The sequence below is a fragment of the Pseudomonas sp. PvP100 genome, from assembly GCF_017833055.1.
GTDB lineage: Bacteria > Pseudomonadota > Gammaproteobacteria > Pseudomonadales > Pseudomonadaceae > Aquipseudomonas > Aquipseudomonas syringae.
The window spans coordinates 1885586-1901546 of sequence record NZ_JAFIBO010000001.1; the positions used below are offsets into that span (position 1 = coordinate 1885586).

The 15961-nt window shown below is 53.9% G+C and carries 14 protein-coding genes and 1 pseudogene; 4 read left to right on the forward strand and 11 right to left on the reverse strand.

Features of this window, described 5'->3' with window-relative positions:
• Complete coding sequence (locus JOE39_RS07695; RefSeq protein WP_210077573.1) at positions 1 to 528, reverse strand: DUF2514 domain-containing protein; 528 nt, start codon at positions 526 to 528, stop codon at positions 1 to 3.
• Positions 525 to 1058, reverse strand: coding sequence for a glycoside hydrolase family 19 protein (locus tag JOE39_RS07700; RefSeq protein ID WP_210077571.1), 534 nt, complete (start codon positions 1056 to 1058; stop codon positions 525 to 527). Before JOE39_RS07700 ends, JOE39_RS07695 begins: the two co-directional genes overlap by 4 nt.
• A 240-nt stretch (positions 1059 to 1298) precedes the next feature.
• Here JOE39_RS07700 and JOE39_RS07705 point away from each other — a divergent pair, with 240 nt between their 5' ends.
• Positions 1299 to 2552, forward strand: coding sequence for an AAA family ATPase (locus JOE39_RS07705; RefSeq protein ID WP_210077569.1), 1254 nt, complete (start codon positions 1299 to 1301; stop codon positions 2550 to 2552).
• Entirely contained in the window at positions 2527 to 3192 is a 666-nt protein-coding gene (locus JOE39_RS07710) for a hypothetical protein (RefSeq protein ID WP_210077567.1), read from the forward strand. The genes JOE39_RS07705 and JOE39_RS07710 overlap by 26 nt, the downstream gene beginning before the upstream one ends.
• Before the next feature lie 127 nt (positions 3193 to 3319).
• Here the strand turns inward: JOE39_RS07710 and JOE39_RS07715 are convergent, their stop codons facing one another.
• The 5 genes and pseudogenes from JOE39_RS07715 to JOE39_RS07735 all read right to left on the reverse strand — a co-directional run bounded on the left by JOE39_RS07715 (position 3320) and on the right by JOE39_RS07735 (position 11125).
• Positions 3320 to 3514, reverse strand: coding sequence for a hypothetical protein (locus JOE39_RS07715; RefSeq protein WP_210077565.1), 195 nt, complete (start codon positions 3512 to 3514; stop codon positions 3320 to 3322).
• Between the two features lie 22 nt (positions 3515 to 3536).
• Positions 3537 to 4121, reverse strand: a complete 585-nt coding sequence (locus tag JOE39_RS07720) for a hypothetical protein (protein ID WP_245227475.1) — start codon at positions 4119 to 4121, stop codon at positions 3537 to 3539.
• Between the two features lie 587 nt (positions 4122 to 4708).
• Positions 4709 to 7300, reverse strand: a complete 2592-nt coding sequence (locus tag JOE39_RS26520) for a DUF1983 domain-containing protein (protein ID WP_348635359.1) — start codon at positions 7298 to 7300, stop codon at positions 4709 to 4711.
• 237 nt (positions 7301 to 7537) lie between these two features.
• Positions 7538 to 10474: pseudogene (locus JOE39_RS07730) on the reverse strand (host specificity protein J); the annotation flags it as partial.
• Between the two features lie 57 nt (positions 10475 to 10531).
• The gene (locus JOE39_RS07735; protein WP_210077561.1) at positions 10532 to 11125 is read right to left on the reverse strand and encodes a tail assembly protein; all 594 of its coding nucleotides are present in this window, start codon (positions 11123 to 11125) and stop codon (positions 10532 to 10534) included.
• Positions 11126 to 12070: 945 nt separating this feature from the next.
• Between JOE39_RS07735 and JOE39_RS07740 the strand changes: the two genes are divergently transcribed.
• Positions 12071 to 12589, forward strand: coding sequence for a hypothetical protein (locus JOE39_RS07740; protein ID WP_210077559.1), 519 nt, complete (start codon positions 12071 to 12073; stop codon positions 12587 to 12589).
• Between the two features lie 201 nt (positions 12590 to 12790).
• On the opposite strand, the gene JOE39_RS07745 is transcribed toward JOE39_RS07740, so the two are convergent.
• On the reverse strand, positions 12791 to 13072 hold the full coding sequence (locus JOE39_RS07745) for a hypothetical protein (protein ID WP_210077557.1): 282 nt from the start codon (positions 13070 to 13072) through the stop codon (positions 12791 to 12793).
• A gap of 24 nt (positions 13073 to 13096) precedes the next feature.
• Between JOE39_RS07745 and JOE39_RS07750 the strand changes: the two genes are divergently transcribed.
• On the forward strand, positions 13097 to 13978 hold the full coding sequence (locus JOE39_RS07750; protein WP_210077555.1) for a serine protease: 882 nt from the start codon (positions 13097 to 13099) through the stop codon (positions 13976 to 13978).
• Between the two features lie 118 nt (positions 13979 to 14096).
• Here the strand turns inward: JOE39_RS07750 and JOE39_RS07755 are convergent, their stop codons facing one another.
• From JOE39_RS07755 to JOE39_RS07765, 3 genes are read right to left on the reverse strand one after another with little or no spacing between them, the layout of a single operon-like run.
• Complete coding sequence (locus JOE39_RS07755; RefSeq protein WP_210077553.1) at positions 14097 to 14861, reverse strand: C40 family peptidase; 765 nt, start codon at positions 14859 to 14861, stop codon at positions 14097 to 14099.
• A 2-nt stretch (positions 14862 to 14863) separates the two neighbouring features.
• Positions 14864 to 15613 (reverse strand): phage minor tail protein L, encoded by a 750-nt coding sequence (locus tag JOE39_RS07760; RefSeq protein WP_024961008.1) that lies wholly within the window; start codon positions 15611 to 15613, stop codon positions 14864 to 14866.
• A gap of 9 nt (positions 15614 to 15622) precedes the next feature.
• Positions 15623 to 15961, reverse strand: a complete 339-nt coding sequence (locus JOE39_RS07765; RefSeq protein WP_002553413.1) for a phage tail protein — start codon at positions 15959 to 15961, stop codon at positions 15623 to 15625.

Sequence of the window (15961 nt, forward strand, 5' to 3'; positions counted from 1 at the left end):
TCACTCGGAGGTAATCAGGGGCTTGGGGAGCGCATCAACAAAGCGGTTACACGCCAGGCCGGCTATTCGGGATTCGTCATAAGCCTTTGCCAACTCTCCCGCTCGCGCGTCAGCCCGGCCGAGCAGGTCGGAGAGCACCATGGCGGCGCGGCTGGCTGCCTTGCCTCGTTCGGCAGCGCCGGTATCGCCGGGGGCGCAACTGGTGGCGGCTGCCAGCTTTCTGGCTTCGACGCGCAGCCGGTCGCCAGCAGCATCAGCGACAGCAGCATCAGTAAGCGCAGCGGTCTGTTCTTGTCTTGCATCGTTCGCCACCTGGTTGGCCGCTTTCTGGCGGCGTTGCTCTTCGGTTCGGTACTCGGTGGTCGTGGTGGCCACCGCTTCGAATTGGGTGCTGACTTCCTCCGCCCACTTTGCCTTCCAGGCCAGATCGGTGACGGTCACGCCGTGCAGGTATGCCCTGTACAACGCACCGGCCAGCGCCAACAGGATCAGTAGCAGGCCGGCTGCCTTCCACGGCAGGGCCTTCACGCCAGCACCTCAAGCGCTCGGGCGTACAGCGCCTGCCGATCAGCCAGCCCGTTCGTACCGCCATTGATCCGCTTGGTGATGGTCAGGAAGTCACCCTTGTCGGCCAGCGTATTGAGCGCGGCACGGTGCCAGAACCACGCCGCCGACATCGCTGCGTGCTGCGGTAGCTCGAGCAATTCGGGGTAGTCGATCAGGTCCAGGCCGAGCGCTTCGCCGCACTCTTCGTAATTGGCCCTGCCCGTCACCTGGATCAGGCCACGGCCACGGTATTTTGAGCCGTCACCCGCAAAGGTGTTGCCAAGGTCCTTGCGTCCCTCGTACCCCAGCTGCTGCGTAGTCGGCCCCCATATCTCGCGCACGTAACGCAGCTGACCAGACTCATGGCCGACCTGGGCAATGAATGCCGCGATGCGCAGCGGTGTCACGATCTGGTACTTGCTCATAGCGGTGTTCAGGACAGGTGCAAAAACGCCGGCTCTCTGGCCGGCGTTCGGGAGGGTCTGCAGCAGCTGATGTACGGTGATCGACATATTTTTCTCCAAAAAATAGTTAACTTGATGAAAGCTCATGGACCAAGCTGCTTATAAAGAGTAGATCTACGGACCACCCATTTTTTAAGTCTTTTTTTGCAGCAGGCTATGACCTAGGCTTTGGGCTATCGTATGCAGACGTAGACATGAACGCAGGGTTTGACTACTCTCACGGATTGCATAGCCATAAGCGTAGGATTAGAAAACCGTTAAGATAGCCCACAGAATAGGAATCTAAAATTGGGTAACTTTATTGAATCAATAATAGGCAACATAGAATCTGTAAAAGAGCCTATACATATAAAACTCCAAGGTAAAAATCTCATAATAACCGGAAGAAACGGATCTGGAAAAACTTACTTTTTAAAAAAAATTTTTACAGAGCTAGACGCGCTAAAAAAAACCTTTGGAGCATCCTCGATAGATAAGTTAACGTGGAGACTCAACATGCTTCAGGAGCAGTTACATAACTCTCATTTTCCTCCACGCTCTTCCACCACATCGGAAATAGCCTCCATCGAATCAGAGCTACAGGCAAGACTAGGAAAGCTCAACATATACAACAACCTAAGCAATGAGGAATGGAGCCTGATACACGAAAAGAAAGCAGTTCTAATTTTATTTGAAGCTGAGAGAGTTGCCAATATCTCTCATGCCGATGGCGCCAAAGGTCTGGAAAGCACTAAAAATGCAAACCAAGGATTTGGATTTGAAAGCAGATTTGGCAACGATCTAGAGCAACATTTAGTCAATATGATAAACAGGCGCTCGTACGCTGTGGCCAATAGTGAAAAGAGCGATATTGCAAACTCCATCGACACCTGGCTAGCAAACTTCGATAGCAACTTAAAATTACTAATGGAGGACGAAAGCACAGCGCTATCCTTCAATCCAGACACTTTGAAATACACAATAAAAAGAGATAATAAACCAACTACAGACTTTCAATCGCTTTCTTCAGGATACTCTGCAATCTTTAGCATATTCAGCGAATTGCTTATGCGTACCGAATACTTTGATATCACACCTAACGAGCTAAGAGGCGTGGTTTTTATAGATGAAATAGAGTCACATCTTCACGTATCTCTTCAAAGGCTCATACTGCCATTTTTTGAGCGATCTTTCCCAAGTATTCAGTTCATAATAACCACGCACTCCCCATTTGTTATTACCTCTACAACCGACAGCGTCATCTATGACCTAACAAGTAACACATGCATTCAGGAGGACGTATCACTTTACTCCTACACATCTATACTAGAGGGACTATTAGGCACACCTCCCCGCTCATTAATTTCCGACAACCGGCTGTCAGAAATAGTAGGTCTATTAAACGAGCCCGATTTAAACGAAGACAAACTCAGATTTCTTTTAAAACAGATGCAACACTCAAGATTAATGCTCGACAAGCAGGTCAAAGCCATACACGAACTGGGACTCAACATCTTACAAGACAAGGAACAGTCTGATGTTCAAAGCAACTCGACCGACTAGCGCACCAAAAAGTGCACACTCGAAAAATTATAACACACAGGAAATAGTAGATGCGCTCAACGAGATATTTCATGGGAAGTGCTACCTGTGTGAAAGAGCTGACCTGACAGACCCAGAAATCGAGCATTTCAACCCTCACAAAGATGATCCGATAAAGAAATACGACTGGTTGAACTTATACTACTCATGCAGTCGCTGCAATAGCATAAAAGGAGCACACCACGTAGATCTTCTTGACTGCTGTGACGCATCAATCAATGTATTTAGTGAAATTAAGTGTTTGATGACAGCAACCACATCTGGCGAAATATCTGTCACACCAGGTAGTAGTGCTCCTACAAAGCAAACAACTAATACTATCGCGCTATTGAATGAGTGCTACAACTCCAGCAACACAGGGCTGAGGGGAATAACAAGATCAAATATGATCAATCAGCTGTTTGACCTTTGGACAGACTGGCTGACATATCGCAAAATAATTGTAAGCAAAAGTTCCGGCACTAATGAAATTGCGCAAGCCATGGATAAAATAGAGCCCATGCTGCAAATAGGCTTCCCATACTCGGTATTTTGGCGGTGGCATGTTCTTGAGGATACAATGCTTCTGGCCAAACTAAAACACTTAACATTGAAATGGTAATACCATAGTTATTTCACTGTAAAACTTATTACTGGATGAGCCAGCTTTTCTACAAAAGCTGGCTCATCATTTTTATATCCTCGACGACCTGACATTTATCGACGTTGCGAGACTCAGGAATGTACAGCTAGACCTCCGCAGCCTTTACACTTACTGTGACTTTGGCGCTGTAGTCCTTGAGCAACTGAGCGGTGAACACCTGGGCGGTTGGAAACTGGCTCAGGATTTCGCGCGCGCGGCTGTCAGCCTCGGCCTCGGTGGCGTAGCGCGTGCTGTTGGTAGCGTCGAAGCTGTTGCTACTGTTGATTGCGATGAAAGGCATGGTGAATCTCCGGCGTTGTGAATCAATTGAATGGAAACGGTAGAACTGCGGTATTGACGACCAATGCAGTCGGCATTCTGTCCAGCGGTAACTGATCAACGCTGCCAGGCAACGTGTAGGCTGAGGTAGAACCCACCGTGATATCTGTTGTTGCGCCAGCAGGGCCGAACATAAAGCTGATGCCTCCAGACCTGCCGTAGGCACCTTCTGACATACCTACGTATTGTCCGTTTACATTGGTAAGCGGGCTACCCCATACACCTAGGCAGTTTCGTGCAAAGTTTAAATATGCTGCGTACTCCCCTGCTGGCAAATTCACGTCAACCACAAAGTGTGCGATAGGATCGACGTTTGCGGTTTGCGCTCTTATGCTCTGCCAACTCCCCCCGTTGTAGGGCGATGGATATTTGTCATACCTATCCTTAGGACTCGGCTGGGGAGCCTGAATAGAATATGCAACATTCAAAGGCGTCTGAAGAGAGTTAAAGGTTATCTTACCTGAAGCATTTCTAGTTTTAAAAAATGGTGGACTACCCGCAGTGTCACGCATCAGATCAAAGACATAAACTTTGGTATTGGAGTCTGCACAACTGAAAAAGAACTTCATGGTATCTCCGTTTCGGTAGCTACCCTGCAGCGTTCCTTTTCCGGTTAGAAAGCACATGGGTGACTGAGCATCATTAACCGTGACGCTAAACATTTGATCACCCGACCGAAACGAGTCCTGATAACTATTAGGGTCGTTAGGATCTACGTTAGACCCTCTGAGGTATTTCCTCGGCCATGTCTCATCTGCAGCGAGGTAGGCGCTTTTAACCAAACCATACGCCACGTAATCACTGTTGAACACAAGCGAGCCGTTGGGTCTTCTGAAAATAAGCGGCATTAGAAGTATCCGAAAAATATTCGACAATTCGCGGCGAAATATCCCCAGCCCGGAGCAAAGGAGTAGTTCCACGCCAAGGAGTTACCCGATAAGGTAACCCCCGGACGCTTACCCTTCTCCCTCTGAAGATCGACCAGAGGTACAACGTGATAGTACATCGCCTTACCGTCTGGAGCAGAAGGTAACGATGCCGATCCATTGGCACCCCCAGTATCAACCCACCCCATGTTCTGACTGATACTCATGGTCAGGTCCATTATTGTTTGGCCTTGCTTGTTGCGAAGGATCATGCCAGCCATACTAAACCTCTACCATGTTAACTCCATAAGAACGACGCCACCGGACACGGCAAACAAACCATCCTCTCTCAAGATGCAGTAACTTCCGCTTTTAGTCTTATTTTGAATGATCAGCTGCCCGACATTGAAGTCAGCGGTCATTAACGGCTGTCCGAAGTTATTGAAAGTAGACGAGTAGATGCTTTGCCCTACTAGCGCATTAGTGATTGTGGCTTTTTTAATTACCGCATCAGCAATGAAGACCTGCCCGTTTTCTACCGCAAATGGTGAGAAGACTGCCCCGTTGTTGGGATCGTCGTTAAGCACCACAAACGAACCTGCGGTTACTGCATAAACCGATTGAACAGTACCGCCGCTGTAGTCCAGACCCAGTGCGAACCCTGCGTTATATCTAATCCCATTTGCAGTTATTTGAACCTTGTTGACGATTGAGCTGGATACTTTGCCGTCGACCGATGCTGCCGTGTTAAACGCCTGCTGCGCATAAGCATTGGCGTTACCCGCCGTCGCTTGCACATCGTCTACCCGCCGCGACAACGCGCTATCAGCATTTGCCCTTGTGTTGACCTCGCTTTGAATGGCGGCGTTTACGTTGCCCACCGTTGAGTTGAGCCCGTCCAACCTGCTCGACACCGCGCTGACAGCATTCGCCCTAGTGCTGGCCTCACTCTGGATCGCCGCGTTAGCCGCCCCTACAGCCGAGTTCAGACCATCCACCCTTGACGTCTGCGCTGTAATCGCCAACCCCTGTTGCGTCACCGTGGCCGTGGTCGACGAGAGTGCCGCCGCCGAAGCGCTGGGCATCTTGTTGCCGATAGAGATGTAAGCAATGTCAATGACTGAAGCATTCTCACCTATTGCAACCAGATCGAGACGGACATCGGTGATTGTCTTGCCTACCCATGCAGTATTCCCCGACAGGTTGATCTCGATGACCTGCCAATCAGTGGTGGAGACGTCAATCGTGAATGGCTGTACGCGATCCTCGGACCACCCCCCATTTTCATTGGCCCAGTAAAGACGGCCTGCGCTTCGAGTGTTGTTGCTTCTTCTCAGCCACACCCTGAGATAGGGAAACGCGGTACCACTCACATTGGGCGCTTGGTTTTTAAGCAGTAACGCTGAGCCGGTCATCCGGACAAATGCCGGGTTGGCCACCAAACTAGGGCTTCCACTCAGTGTCCCGAGCGTGAATCCGTTCAGGGTGTTCAAGAACTCCCAAGACGCGGGTGATGCGGCGAAGTTGGAGCCCTCGCCTGCCAACGAAGCTTTCAGGGAGCTGACTTGCCCGCTCACAGCTGTAAGCGTGGCGCCCTGTTGGATCACGCTGGAGTTGAGGCCTGCAACAGCAGACGATGTAGCAGCCTGCTCTGCCGCCAGAAGCCCGTTATTGTCCCTCCAGCCGGTAACGGTGGTGCCCACCTCAAGCTGAGCTCTGGTGTACTCAACGAACCCGGCCCCAACAGTATCCGAGCCATAAAGCCGGAAATAAACCTGCACAGAGGCAGTCCCGGCCGGCAGGTTCGGGTAGTCATAGACGATTCGCTGAGTGCCGCCAGTGGCCACAATTAGAGGACCCGAAACGGTTACAGCGTCGGTGCCCGCAGCGTCAACGCCTTGGATGAATATCTTGAACACCAATCCTGCAGTGGCGCGCACGTAGCACGACGCAACCACTGAGCTACCTGCCGTGACCTTTGGCCGGTAGTTCGCAGGTGAGACTCTGATGCCGCGATAACTGTTTGAGAGGTTCAGGCCGGTAACGTCAAGGCGCTGGGCCTTCTCGGAGCTGACCAGCCAGGACGGCACGATCGAAGGCACACTGGTGCCGCCTGACGCACCTGAATCCGTGATCCAACCCTCGGCAGTGCCGGCGGACGCGCTTTCCTTGCTGAACGTCGGGTTGAAGAACAGATTCTGCCCGCCCGATGTACCCACGCTGTTGCTCAGCGAAAACAGCTGGCTGCTGGTGCTGGTGATGCTGGTCTCGTTCTGCGTAACGCGGGCGGTGAGCGCGCTGGTGGCCTCGGCTTGTCCGGCAAGATCAGTCTTGACCGTGTCGGCATTGTCCTGCCAGCCACTGACCACGGCGGCCAACTGCGCCTGGACACGATCAACCTCAATGAAGCCGGCAGTAGCCGAGTTCACGGTGACCAATCGGGTGATGCAGTGAACGGTTGCGGTATTGGCTGGCAGCGACGGAATGGTCAGCGTGTGGCGCTGCCATTCCCCGGTAGCAATGAGGGTGCTTGAATTCACCGTCACAACTACTGCACTGCCGGAGTTGAGCGGCTGCAGAAATATCTGAATGCCCAGTCCCGGCGTTGCCCGCACATAGCAGGAGAAGGTGAACGGCTGACCTGGCCCGGCAGATGGCCGCTTTTCAGGCGCTGGAACCACATCGATGTAGCGAGAAGGGTCCAGATTCGTCACGTCAGCCCGCTGCGCTATGCCTTTCGAATCAATGCCCGATTGCACATAGCTGGTGCTGGTAATGGTGGCTGGTCCGCCGATCTGCCAGCCGTCACCGATAAGACCTGCACCGATGGTGCCGCGCTTCTCGAACGAGGGGTTGTAGACGAGGTTCTGCCCGCCCACCATAGCGATCGAGGCCGCGATATTTGTCAGCGACAGACCTTGCGAGGTGATCGCGCCTCCCTGCTGGTTCACCGTGTTGGTCAGCGCATCGACGGTCGAAACGTTAGCTTTGCCTGGCAGCGCATTGTTCAGTCCGGTGATGGCCGAGCCCTGGCTGGTGAGTTTCCCCTCAGCATCGGTAACCCGGTTGCCGATGGACTGCACGTTGCTGGCCGAGGCCTTGCCATCCAGAGACGTCTGCAGGCCGGTGAGCTGTTGCGCCTGCGCGGTGTTGACGCCCTCAATGGACGTGACCTTTGTTTCGACGGTCTGCACCCGAGACGCCAACCCCGCAGCCGTGGCCACCGCCTGGCCAACGTTCAGCCAGTAGGTGGTGTTCGGCGGCGGAGTGTTGACCGGTACGTTCTGCGTGGCCTGGTAGATGATGCCGTCCGAGCCCAGCACGCCCTGCCCGGCCTTGTAAGTCCCGTCTGGCTTGTATGGCATGGAGTCGGCAAGGTCGGCTATGTTGTCGATCTGCTGTTGCAGCTCTGCCCGGACATCCGCCAGATTGCCGTCTACATCAGCGATCTGCTCGTTCAGCGCTGTTCTGATGATCGCTAGGCGCTCGTTAACCGAGCCAGGTCCGTTACCCTCGATTTTTTCCAGCTTGGAAAGCAGATCTTTGCCGAACGCGCTTTCAGTGATTTCACCGGCGATCTGCTCAAGAATTGCAGTCGCATCGGCGCTGGCGGACCCCATGACGCCATCGACCAGAGGGAACCACGGACCGATGTTGCCGGTGCGATCAACCAGGCGCGCCCAGAAAAAGAACGTCTGCCCGGCGCGCAGCCCCTGCATGACGTAATCACCCTGCGGGTAAGCCAGGTCGGCCAGTTTCGTGGCTGCTTTCAGATCGTTCGCCAGTGCATACCAGAGCTCAGTCCGCTGGCTGTCTTCAGCACCCGAAGGGAAGCCCCACTTAAGGCCAATGCCGAACAGCAGGCTTTCAGCGGTCAAGCTGGTCACCGCCGGCGGCAGACCTTCTTTTCCGTTCAACTGAGTGAGGATCGAATTCCGCCAGATAGACGAAATGTCGTAGGCGCTCACTGCGCGGACACGAGCCAGGTACGAGCCCGAATAGACGCCATTGATCTCAACGCTGGTTGTCCCGGTGCGCTGCACCTTGATCCAGTTGCCGCTGTCCTTGCGCCACTCCACGTCATAAGCGACCGCGCCAGAAACAGCCGGCCAGTTTATGGTCATGGTGGTGACCGCAATGCCTTGAGAGATCGCCGTGGTGCTAGTGATCGATACACTGGCGGGCGCTGCTACTACGGTGATCGGAATAACGCTGATCGGACGCTCTTCCAGCCGGGCACCGGTATCGATGTAGGCAAACTTGCTCGGCTCGTACTGAAGAGCGGTAATTGCGTACTCGCCTTCCGCACTGCGCTTGACGCTCAGCACTCGGTACAAGGGGATAGCCAAGTCGTCGGCGTCCAGCGCCCATTGCAGCTGCGTGGTCGGCGTCTCGCTGTACGCGACGGTGATGGTGATCTCACGACCTGCCACCGACTGCACGGTCCGGCCTTCGGCCTGGCCGCTCGGCAGGTTGACGATCAGACGATCGCCCGGCTTTGCGAGCGTATCCCGATCAAGGGTTACTACCTTTCCAGCAGCGCCCGCAATACGTCCGCCGATCTCGCTGCCGGCCAGCAGCGAATCAGCGACTGGGATGATGTAGCCAGGAAGCGGAATAGCGCCTTCCATACCGGTGCTGAAGCTCACAGTACGGTCTTGATTGTTGCTCATCACTACCCATTTGCCGCGGCGCTGACCCTCGGAAGCGCGCGTGCAGCCGATCGCTGTCAGCTCGGTCGGTTTGTCGCCGAAACGACGCTGCAGCACAGGGTCGGCGAACGTAATAACGTCGGTGTCGTAGTTGTTGTCCGGGTTGTCGTAGCCAACGATTGCACGGGTATAGCGCGTCTTCGCCGAAGCGCTGCCGTAGGTGAATTTACCGCCGATGACGTTGGCGCGAGTGAAGACATAATCGAAGTCTTGAGCGCGCGGCATATCAGCCTGGGTAACCAACTGACCTTGAGCCCAGTAGGTCATGCTCCGATAAATGCCGGAGATATCGCGCAGCAGGGACCAGGCATTGACCTTGCCCTGCAGGTTCATATCACATAGGTAACGGGGCTCTACGCCGCCCACGCCATTTGGGACATCCTGGTCGCAGTACTGCGCGATGCGGTACAACTCCCACTTATCGACCATCCACGGCTTGATGCGTTTACCGAGGCCAAACCGGTCTTGAGTGCATACGCCATATGTCACCCAGGCAGGGTTGTTGGTCCATGCCTCTTTCATGGAGCCGTCCCACACGCCCGAATAGGTGCGGTTGAACGGATCGTAATTGCTCGGCACCTGCCATTTCCGTGCTTTGCACTTGACCGTCACTGCGGGAATGTTGGTGAACTGCTCGGCATCGAACTCGATGTAGAGCAGCGCCGTGTTCGGGTAGCGCAGCTTTGCGTCGATGACCTCTGTGAGCCCGGCCACCAGCATGGTGTCGGCGATCTTGTTGGTGTTCTGGTTGGCGGTCAGGCGGCGGACGCGGATCTGCCAGCCTGAAGTCGCGGCGGGCAAATCGATGCGGCGCGAACGCTCGTAGCGCGTGGTGGTTTTGCCGTCCACGGCCTCCAGCAGTGCCTCCTTGTAGCTGCCGCCGTCAGTGGCCACGTCGATGGCGTATTCAATGCGGTAGCCGCCGACATTCCCTTCGTCGTCCTGCTTCTGGAGCGCGGGCCATGCAAGGCGCACGCGTACAGCTGACAACTGAGTATTGGTGATCGAGCGAACCCAGGGCGAGTCGTTGCGCAGCTCGACGTTGACTGTCGTCTCGTTGTCGATCGACGGAATGCCAGGAATGTACGACTGATCAACTGAACCGGTGCGCCATTCCCATTTCACGTTTTGGAAATTGACGTTGCCGCTGGCATCGTTGATCGGCGTGTTGTCGAGGTAGATATCAGCTGCCGTCGGGGTGCCTTCAAACTCGCCCTCGCCTACCGCGATGAGCAGCTTTGCCAGGTTGGTAGAGCGCAGGCTGTCGGAAGCCTCGGTCGGCGACTTCGGACTGCTGCTGCCGCCTTTTTCACCGTGGATATCGATCTTCAGTGCTGCGCCCATGCTTTTCTCCAGGCATAAAAAAACCGCCTCTCGGGCGGTGTGGTTTCGCGAATATGGCTACGCTTTGTCTTCGGCGTAGATTGAGGCCGAGATGATCGCCCCGCCCCAACGCCTCTCGCCGATGCAGATCGGGACCGGGTTGCCGCTGGCCGTGGTGTTCTTGGCGCTGCCGAATGCGTAGGACGGGGAGTTTTCCGGTGATGCGCTCTGTTTCAGTCCGGAGGCCTGGGGGCTGAGCATCTGGATTACGCCGCCAGCAGCTGAGCCGATACCTGCCGCCAAGAGCGCAGGCTGAGAGCCGGGCGCGACGAAAAACGACGCAATGATCAGTGCCACACCCAAAACGGTCTGGAGCACACCGGCTCGCTTGCTGCCATGAATAACGGGCACTACACGCACCTCACGTGATCCGCCAAGGCCAAAACCGTCCTCTCCGACGTTCTTGCCGTTGCGGAATATCACGAAGCGCATGCCGAGTCGATCAAGGCGTCGGATCTCGTCAGTGAATCCCTCCAGTGTCGCTTTCAGGGCTTTGAACACCTCCCAGGTCTGGCCTGAGTCGATCTGCCTGCGGTGTACCCTGCCGTACTTGCGGGCCAGTGATCCAGATAGCTTGATCGTGGTCATGGGTGAGTAGTGAATGGCTGTCATGCGTTTCTCCGAGGCGTAAAAAACCGCCCGGAGGCGGCTTCGTATTTTAATTTTGCGGGCTTAACCGTGCTCCAGAATTCACGTGGTGCCCTCTCTTGAGTAAAGGTGAGGGCCACCACGGAGCTGGTCGCCCATCCAGCGTGGCTGAATGACCAGTAACGCGGCTCGCCATCGGCATAGTAGCTTTGCGCCTCCAACGAACAACCTCGGTCCGTTGTTTGGGATGCGGCCGACAAAGAGTCAAAGCTAAGCAGCCCGCCCCGCAAGCGCTACCCGAAGAAATGACGTCAGGGCGCAAATCACTTCTAATGGAAAAAAGGTCGCTTCATGGATGACTGGACTACCAACCCTCAATTCTGGATCAGCAGCGCTGTATCAGCCATCACGGGCTTCCTTCTCCAATATTTGTACAAACTCGGGCACAGCAAAATTCAACCTCTGCTCACTGGAGCCAAAGGTCAGGTTCGATCATTTTTCAGGGGTCGTAAACTGAAAGATTTGAGGCGGGTCAAAGCTGCGCGGTTCGACTCGGTGAGAATAAACCGGGAGATTGCGCTGAGCTACGTAATGCTGACGTTGTTTATTGCTATGGCCGCATTATGTGTGATCAGCTTTGCCTTCATACCGCCTGACGCTCGCAGTAGCCCCATTCTAGGGTTCCTGTACGCCTCCATGACCGGAATACCATTGCTAATCTTCGAATTCGCATGGCTAGTCACCTCCACACGCGTGAATGAGATGCTGAAGTACCGAAGTCGCATAAAGCGGCGTGGTCGGCGGATCTGCTAATCCGTAAATCTGGCTTTGGCGACGCCGCCACCTTTGAATATTCAAAAAGCCAGAAGCGCCATGAAGGTGGCGATCCTACACGACGGTTCGTGCGCGATACCGTGTAGTGAGCAACCACTAAGACTTAAATTAATAACACCAACGAGAGTCAACCAAATGCAGAATGCAAAAACGCCCCCAGCGGTATCTAGTGCTCAATTAAGACTTATTCAGCTTTATGGTTTTTTTATGGTTGCCTGGTCAGCACTTGAGAGTGTAATACAAGCCGCAATAATGAAGGAGCTAGACGTATCACCTATAAAAGCTGTAATCATCACAGGAAAACTACAATTTCAACCCCGGATACAGCTTTTAATAGGTTTACTCAAGCAAAACATACCTCAGAACCAAGAAGCGATTAAAGCAATGCAAAAAATGGAAGGTTTTGCGCACCGAAACACAATTGTACACGGACTAATTGTTGTCGGAAAACCTGAGCAGCTAACCTTTATTAAATACGATGGAGGCGCAAGTGTTAGTCAGAGCTTTACTCCAATCGAAATGGAAAGACACATCAATGGACTGAACGACCGCTCTGAGAGAATCCAGCATCTGCTTGGGATTACGGATAGAGAAATACAGGAAATCGGCGATGCAACGCTGTCCCTTGTAAAAGTTATTAAGAAATCGACTTAGCTCCTGCATACAACAGAGGTACAGGAGCAGGCTCTCGACTTTCGGAGCAGGATTCTTAAAGCGCCTGTCGAAGCTGATTGTTCGGAATATAGGGACTCGCCGTTGGAACACCATCTCTAAAAACCACGGCCTACCTGTCCACCCATCCAGCGTGGATGGAATGACAGTGGCGGACATCGGCAAGGGCGTAGTAGCGTGACGCTAAGGGTCAGGCTTTCTAGCCGGTAGCAGTACCGTGTTTTTAGGCCAGCCATCAAATCTAGAGGCTTCTTCATAATGAGGAGCGTCCAACGTGAACAAAGGGTGCTCAGCGTCAGACAGTAAAACCTCTTTGATATTTCCCTTTAAGTATTTCACAGCTAAGGCGAGAAAGGTTTCTAACTCCGTTTCGAAATCTACAAAATGCCCGTCTACGAAAATTCTTCCGCGCCGATCATAAGATTTAGGTCTGGTAAGGCTTTTCACCACAAGTACCTCTACCATAGAATCCTCCAAGAGGCTTTATAAATGAATGGAATCACCAAAGCAAAAAATATTTTAGCTACAACTACTGCCCTTATTGAAACAACCGAAGCAAACGGTACGTCACGAGGGACCGGCTTCATGTTCGCGATAAACATGGGACAAAATGAAGTAGCACCATTGCTTATCACGAACAAGCATGTACTTAAAAGCGCAATAGCACTATCGATAAAATTTTCTCTCTCCTCGCCATCTGACTACACGAAAAAAATAGGCATTGCCGAATACGTATTAAAAGACGGTTTGAGCACTATAGTTTTCGAGCACCCTGACAGCGATATAGATCTTGCATCGATTAACATCGCCGCCTTGCTGCAGGACCTAGAGGACTCAGGTTACTCGGGCCACGGCAACATGTTCGCTGAGAGTGACATCGTGGAACAAGAAACCTTAGATACCCTCGGATTAGCCGAAGATGTTGTCATGATAGGGTATCCAACAGGGCTCTCCGACGAAAAACACAACCTGCCAATTATCCGCCAGGGAACACTGGCTAGTGATCCAAAAATTGACTTTGATGGGCGCCGGCATTTCGTAATTGATTGCGCATGCTTTCCTGGCTCAAGCGGAAGCCCTGTTGTTTTGAAAGAAAGTCAGCTCATTCAAAACGACCAAGGAAATTTAATATTCAAGCACCGCCCTAACAGACTAATCGGAATCTTGTACGCTGGCCCTACGCACACCAGTAAAGGTAAAATTGTGATCAGAAACATTCCCGGATCTACCGAAAACTTTGCACAGGTAGATCACATGATAAATCTTGGGTATGTGATACCAGCAAAGCATGTTTTAGCTTTTAAAAACATGATGACTATGAGACCGGCAGGTCAGAAAATCGACTTCACTAGATCTATAACAATGCTCTAAATATATCTTCTTGCGCCCACTGGCGGTCGTGCTTCGCAAGGGCGACCGTCAGATCATCAAGGCATGCAAGTAGCTCAGCCTTAAAATCGCTCATCATTTCTCCTGCGGCCCTGCCGCGTTATGTGGTCGATTGTGCTTCTTTGTGCCTGAGAATCAGGCGGGTTCTGTCCAGCCACGGACCACCGAAAACGATGATCTCCGACGGTCTGCCGTACAGGTGGTGTAGCAGGAAAGGACCGGGGCCGAATACCCCGCTTTCTTCACCGGTCAGCGAAGCGTCCGCGCCGAGATAGATGCCGGCGTGGTTCGGGTGCTTGGTCCGCCCTACCTCCATAACGATCATGTCGCCGCGCTGCAGCTGATCAACCCTGACGAACCCGGCCTCCTTGTAATTGGTTTCATACAGGCTTTCCGCATCCGCACTTTCCCACCATCCGTCTGCGCGCTCGAATGCTTCGAACTCCAGGCCGAACTCGCACTTGTACCAATCGGCGCAGACCTGCCAGCAGTCCCAGGCGCCGTGCACGAACGGGCGTTTCAGAAGCGGCGTGTTGCCAGTCGGCACGATGGTGCGCAGGTCGCCCTCGGGCCAGCTGAGGATATGCCAGGGCAGTTCCGTAGCTTCGCACATCGCCAGGTCACGAGGTGACGGCCTGCTGGTCGCGTCGGGGTGCGAGTGGACAACTCCGATGATGGCGCCCAGTTCTTCCGCCGCTGCGTAATCCTCGGGGCTGATGCGGAACTCTTCGTTTGGATCGGTCGCCGAGTTGGAGCAAGGAAAGTACTGCTGCTTTCGCCCCACGCTCAGGAGCAACCCGCAGCACTCGCGCGGGTACTCAGCCGCCGCATGCGCCTGCACGGACGCCAGGATGTATTTCAGCATGGTCAGCTCCGCGCGATCAGGGATACGGCGGGGAAACCGCCAAAGGGTACTTCGTTGCCAGCCCCGAAGCGCGGCGTGCAGCCGCGCGTCAACGTAGCATCGCAGACATCAAGTTCAGGGTTATCGGTGGGCTGCCCGTCCTTGTCGACGTATGGCCCGGTGTAGCCGCAGTTCGGCCCGCGGTATCCACCAGTGAGGCACCAGTGACAAAGCGTGGTCATCTGCCGGCCAATCGATTCGCCGCCGACGTCGCCCGGGCTGGCCAGCTCCCAACTGACCGTTTCACCGTCCTCATTAGTTTTCTGATCGAGATACCAGACCTCGATAGATTCTTGAGTCGGATCAGCGTCGGGGTTGCCGCCAGGGAAGTTCTCGGCGTCCAGATACCTGCCGAGCGTATGCCTCATCGTAAGCTTGAACTCGAGCAGATCTTCGAATGCCAAGCAGAGCGCCGTGATACGTCCGTTGACGTTACCCACCGAAAGCGTGGGCCTAACTGCCGTGCCGTCTCCATTGGCCTCAATGCCGTCAATCTGCATGGGCCAGGCACCGTACTCGTTGCCTTGCCACCAGATCGATTTCGCGGGTAACTGGTCAGCTTCAAGGCCGACCGCTATCAGTTCAGCGGGAGTGTGCGGAATGGCATGACCATGGAAGCGCAAAATGTCTGCTCCGTAATCAGAGCCATCAAGCTCAAACAACAATACTTCGCTGCCTGGCTCAAGCGCCTGGATGTCAGCAATCAACGGCATGAGATGTCCTTAAGGGTGGAAGGCCCGGTCGAACGTGGCCGTCAATTTGAATACGTTGCCACCCATTGGGGTGGGCACTGGATTTTTGCAGGTGAACAGCCCCAGCTGGCCGAGCGGCGTGGTCCAGAGGAACGCTTTCGCTCCGGCGTGCTTGTCGAGGAACTCCATGATCTTCAGGACCCTATCCTTCGTGCCCGTGAAGGTGATCGGGTATGAGTCCTCCTTGTTATTCGGCCCGTCGCCGACGTCCTGCTTGTAGCCGTTGCCGAACTGAGAGGTGCGCACCCGATAGGTGATATCGGGCGCGTCTCCGTGCTGGGTTGGCCAGGTAAAGGTTTCAATCGCCAT

What these genes read in the sequence shown, in the direction of transcription:
- JOE39_RS07700 (WP_210077571.1), bottom strand. Translation starts at nt 1,058, where the DNA reads ATGTCGATCACCGTACATCAGCTGCTGCAGACCCTCCCGAACGCCGGC.
- JOE39_RS07710 (WP_210077567.1), top strand. Translation starts at nt 2,527, where the DNA reads ATGTTCAAAGCAACTCGACCGACTAGCGCACCAAAAAGTGCACACTCG.
- JOE39_RS07715 (WP_210077565.1), bottom strand. Translation starts at nt 3,514, where the DNA reads ATGCCTTTCATCGCAATCAACAGTAGCAACAGCTTCGACGCTACCAAC.
- JOE39_RS07720 (WP_245227475.1), bottom strand. Translation starts at nt 4,121, where the DNA reads ATGAAGTTCTTTTTCAGTTGTGCAGACTCCAATACCAAAGTTTATGTC.
- JOE39_RS26520 (WP_348635359.1), bottom strand. Translation starts at nt 7,300, where the DNA reads ATGGTGGGCGGGCAGAACCTCGTCTACAACCCCTCGTTCGAGAAGCGC.
- JOE39_RS07735 (WP_210077561.1), bottom strand. Translation starts at nt 11,125, where the DNA reads ATGACAGCCATTCACTACTCACCCATGACCACGATCAAGCTATCTGGA.
- JOE39_RS07740 (WP_210077559.1), top strand. Translation starts at nt 12,071, where the DNA reads ATGCAGAATGCAAAAACGCCCCCAGCGGTATCTAGTGCTCAATTAAGA.
- JOE39_RS07745 (WP_210077557.1), bottom strand. Translation starts at nt 13,072, where the DNA reads ATGGTAGAGGTACTTGTGGTGAAAAGCCTTACCAGACCTAAATCTTAT.
- JOE39_RS07750 (WP_210077555.1), top strand. Translation starts at nt 13,097, where the DNA reads ATGAATGGAATCACCAAAGCAAAAAATATTTTAGCTACAACTACTGCC.
- JOE39_RS07755 (WP_210077553.1), bottom strand. Translation starts at nt 14,861, where the DNA reads ATGCTGAAATACATCCTGGCGTCCGTGCAGGCGCATGCGGCGGCTGAG.
- JOE39_RS07760 (WP_024961008.1), bottom strand. Translation starts at nt 15,613, where the DNA reads ATGCCGTTGATTGCTGACATCCAGGCGCTTGAGCCAGGCAGCGAAGTA.
- JOE39_RS07765 (WP_002553413.1), bottom strand. Translation starts at nt 15,961, where the DNA reads ATGGCGATTGAAACCTTTACCTGGCCAACCCAGCACGGAGACGCGCCC.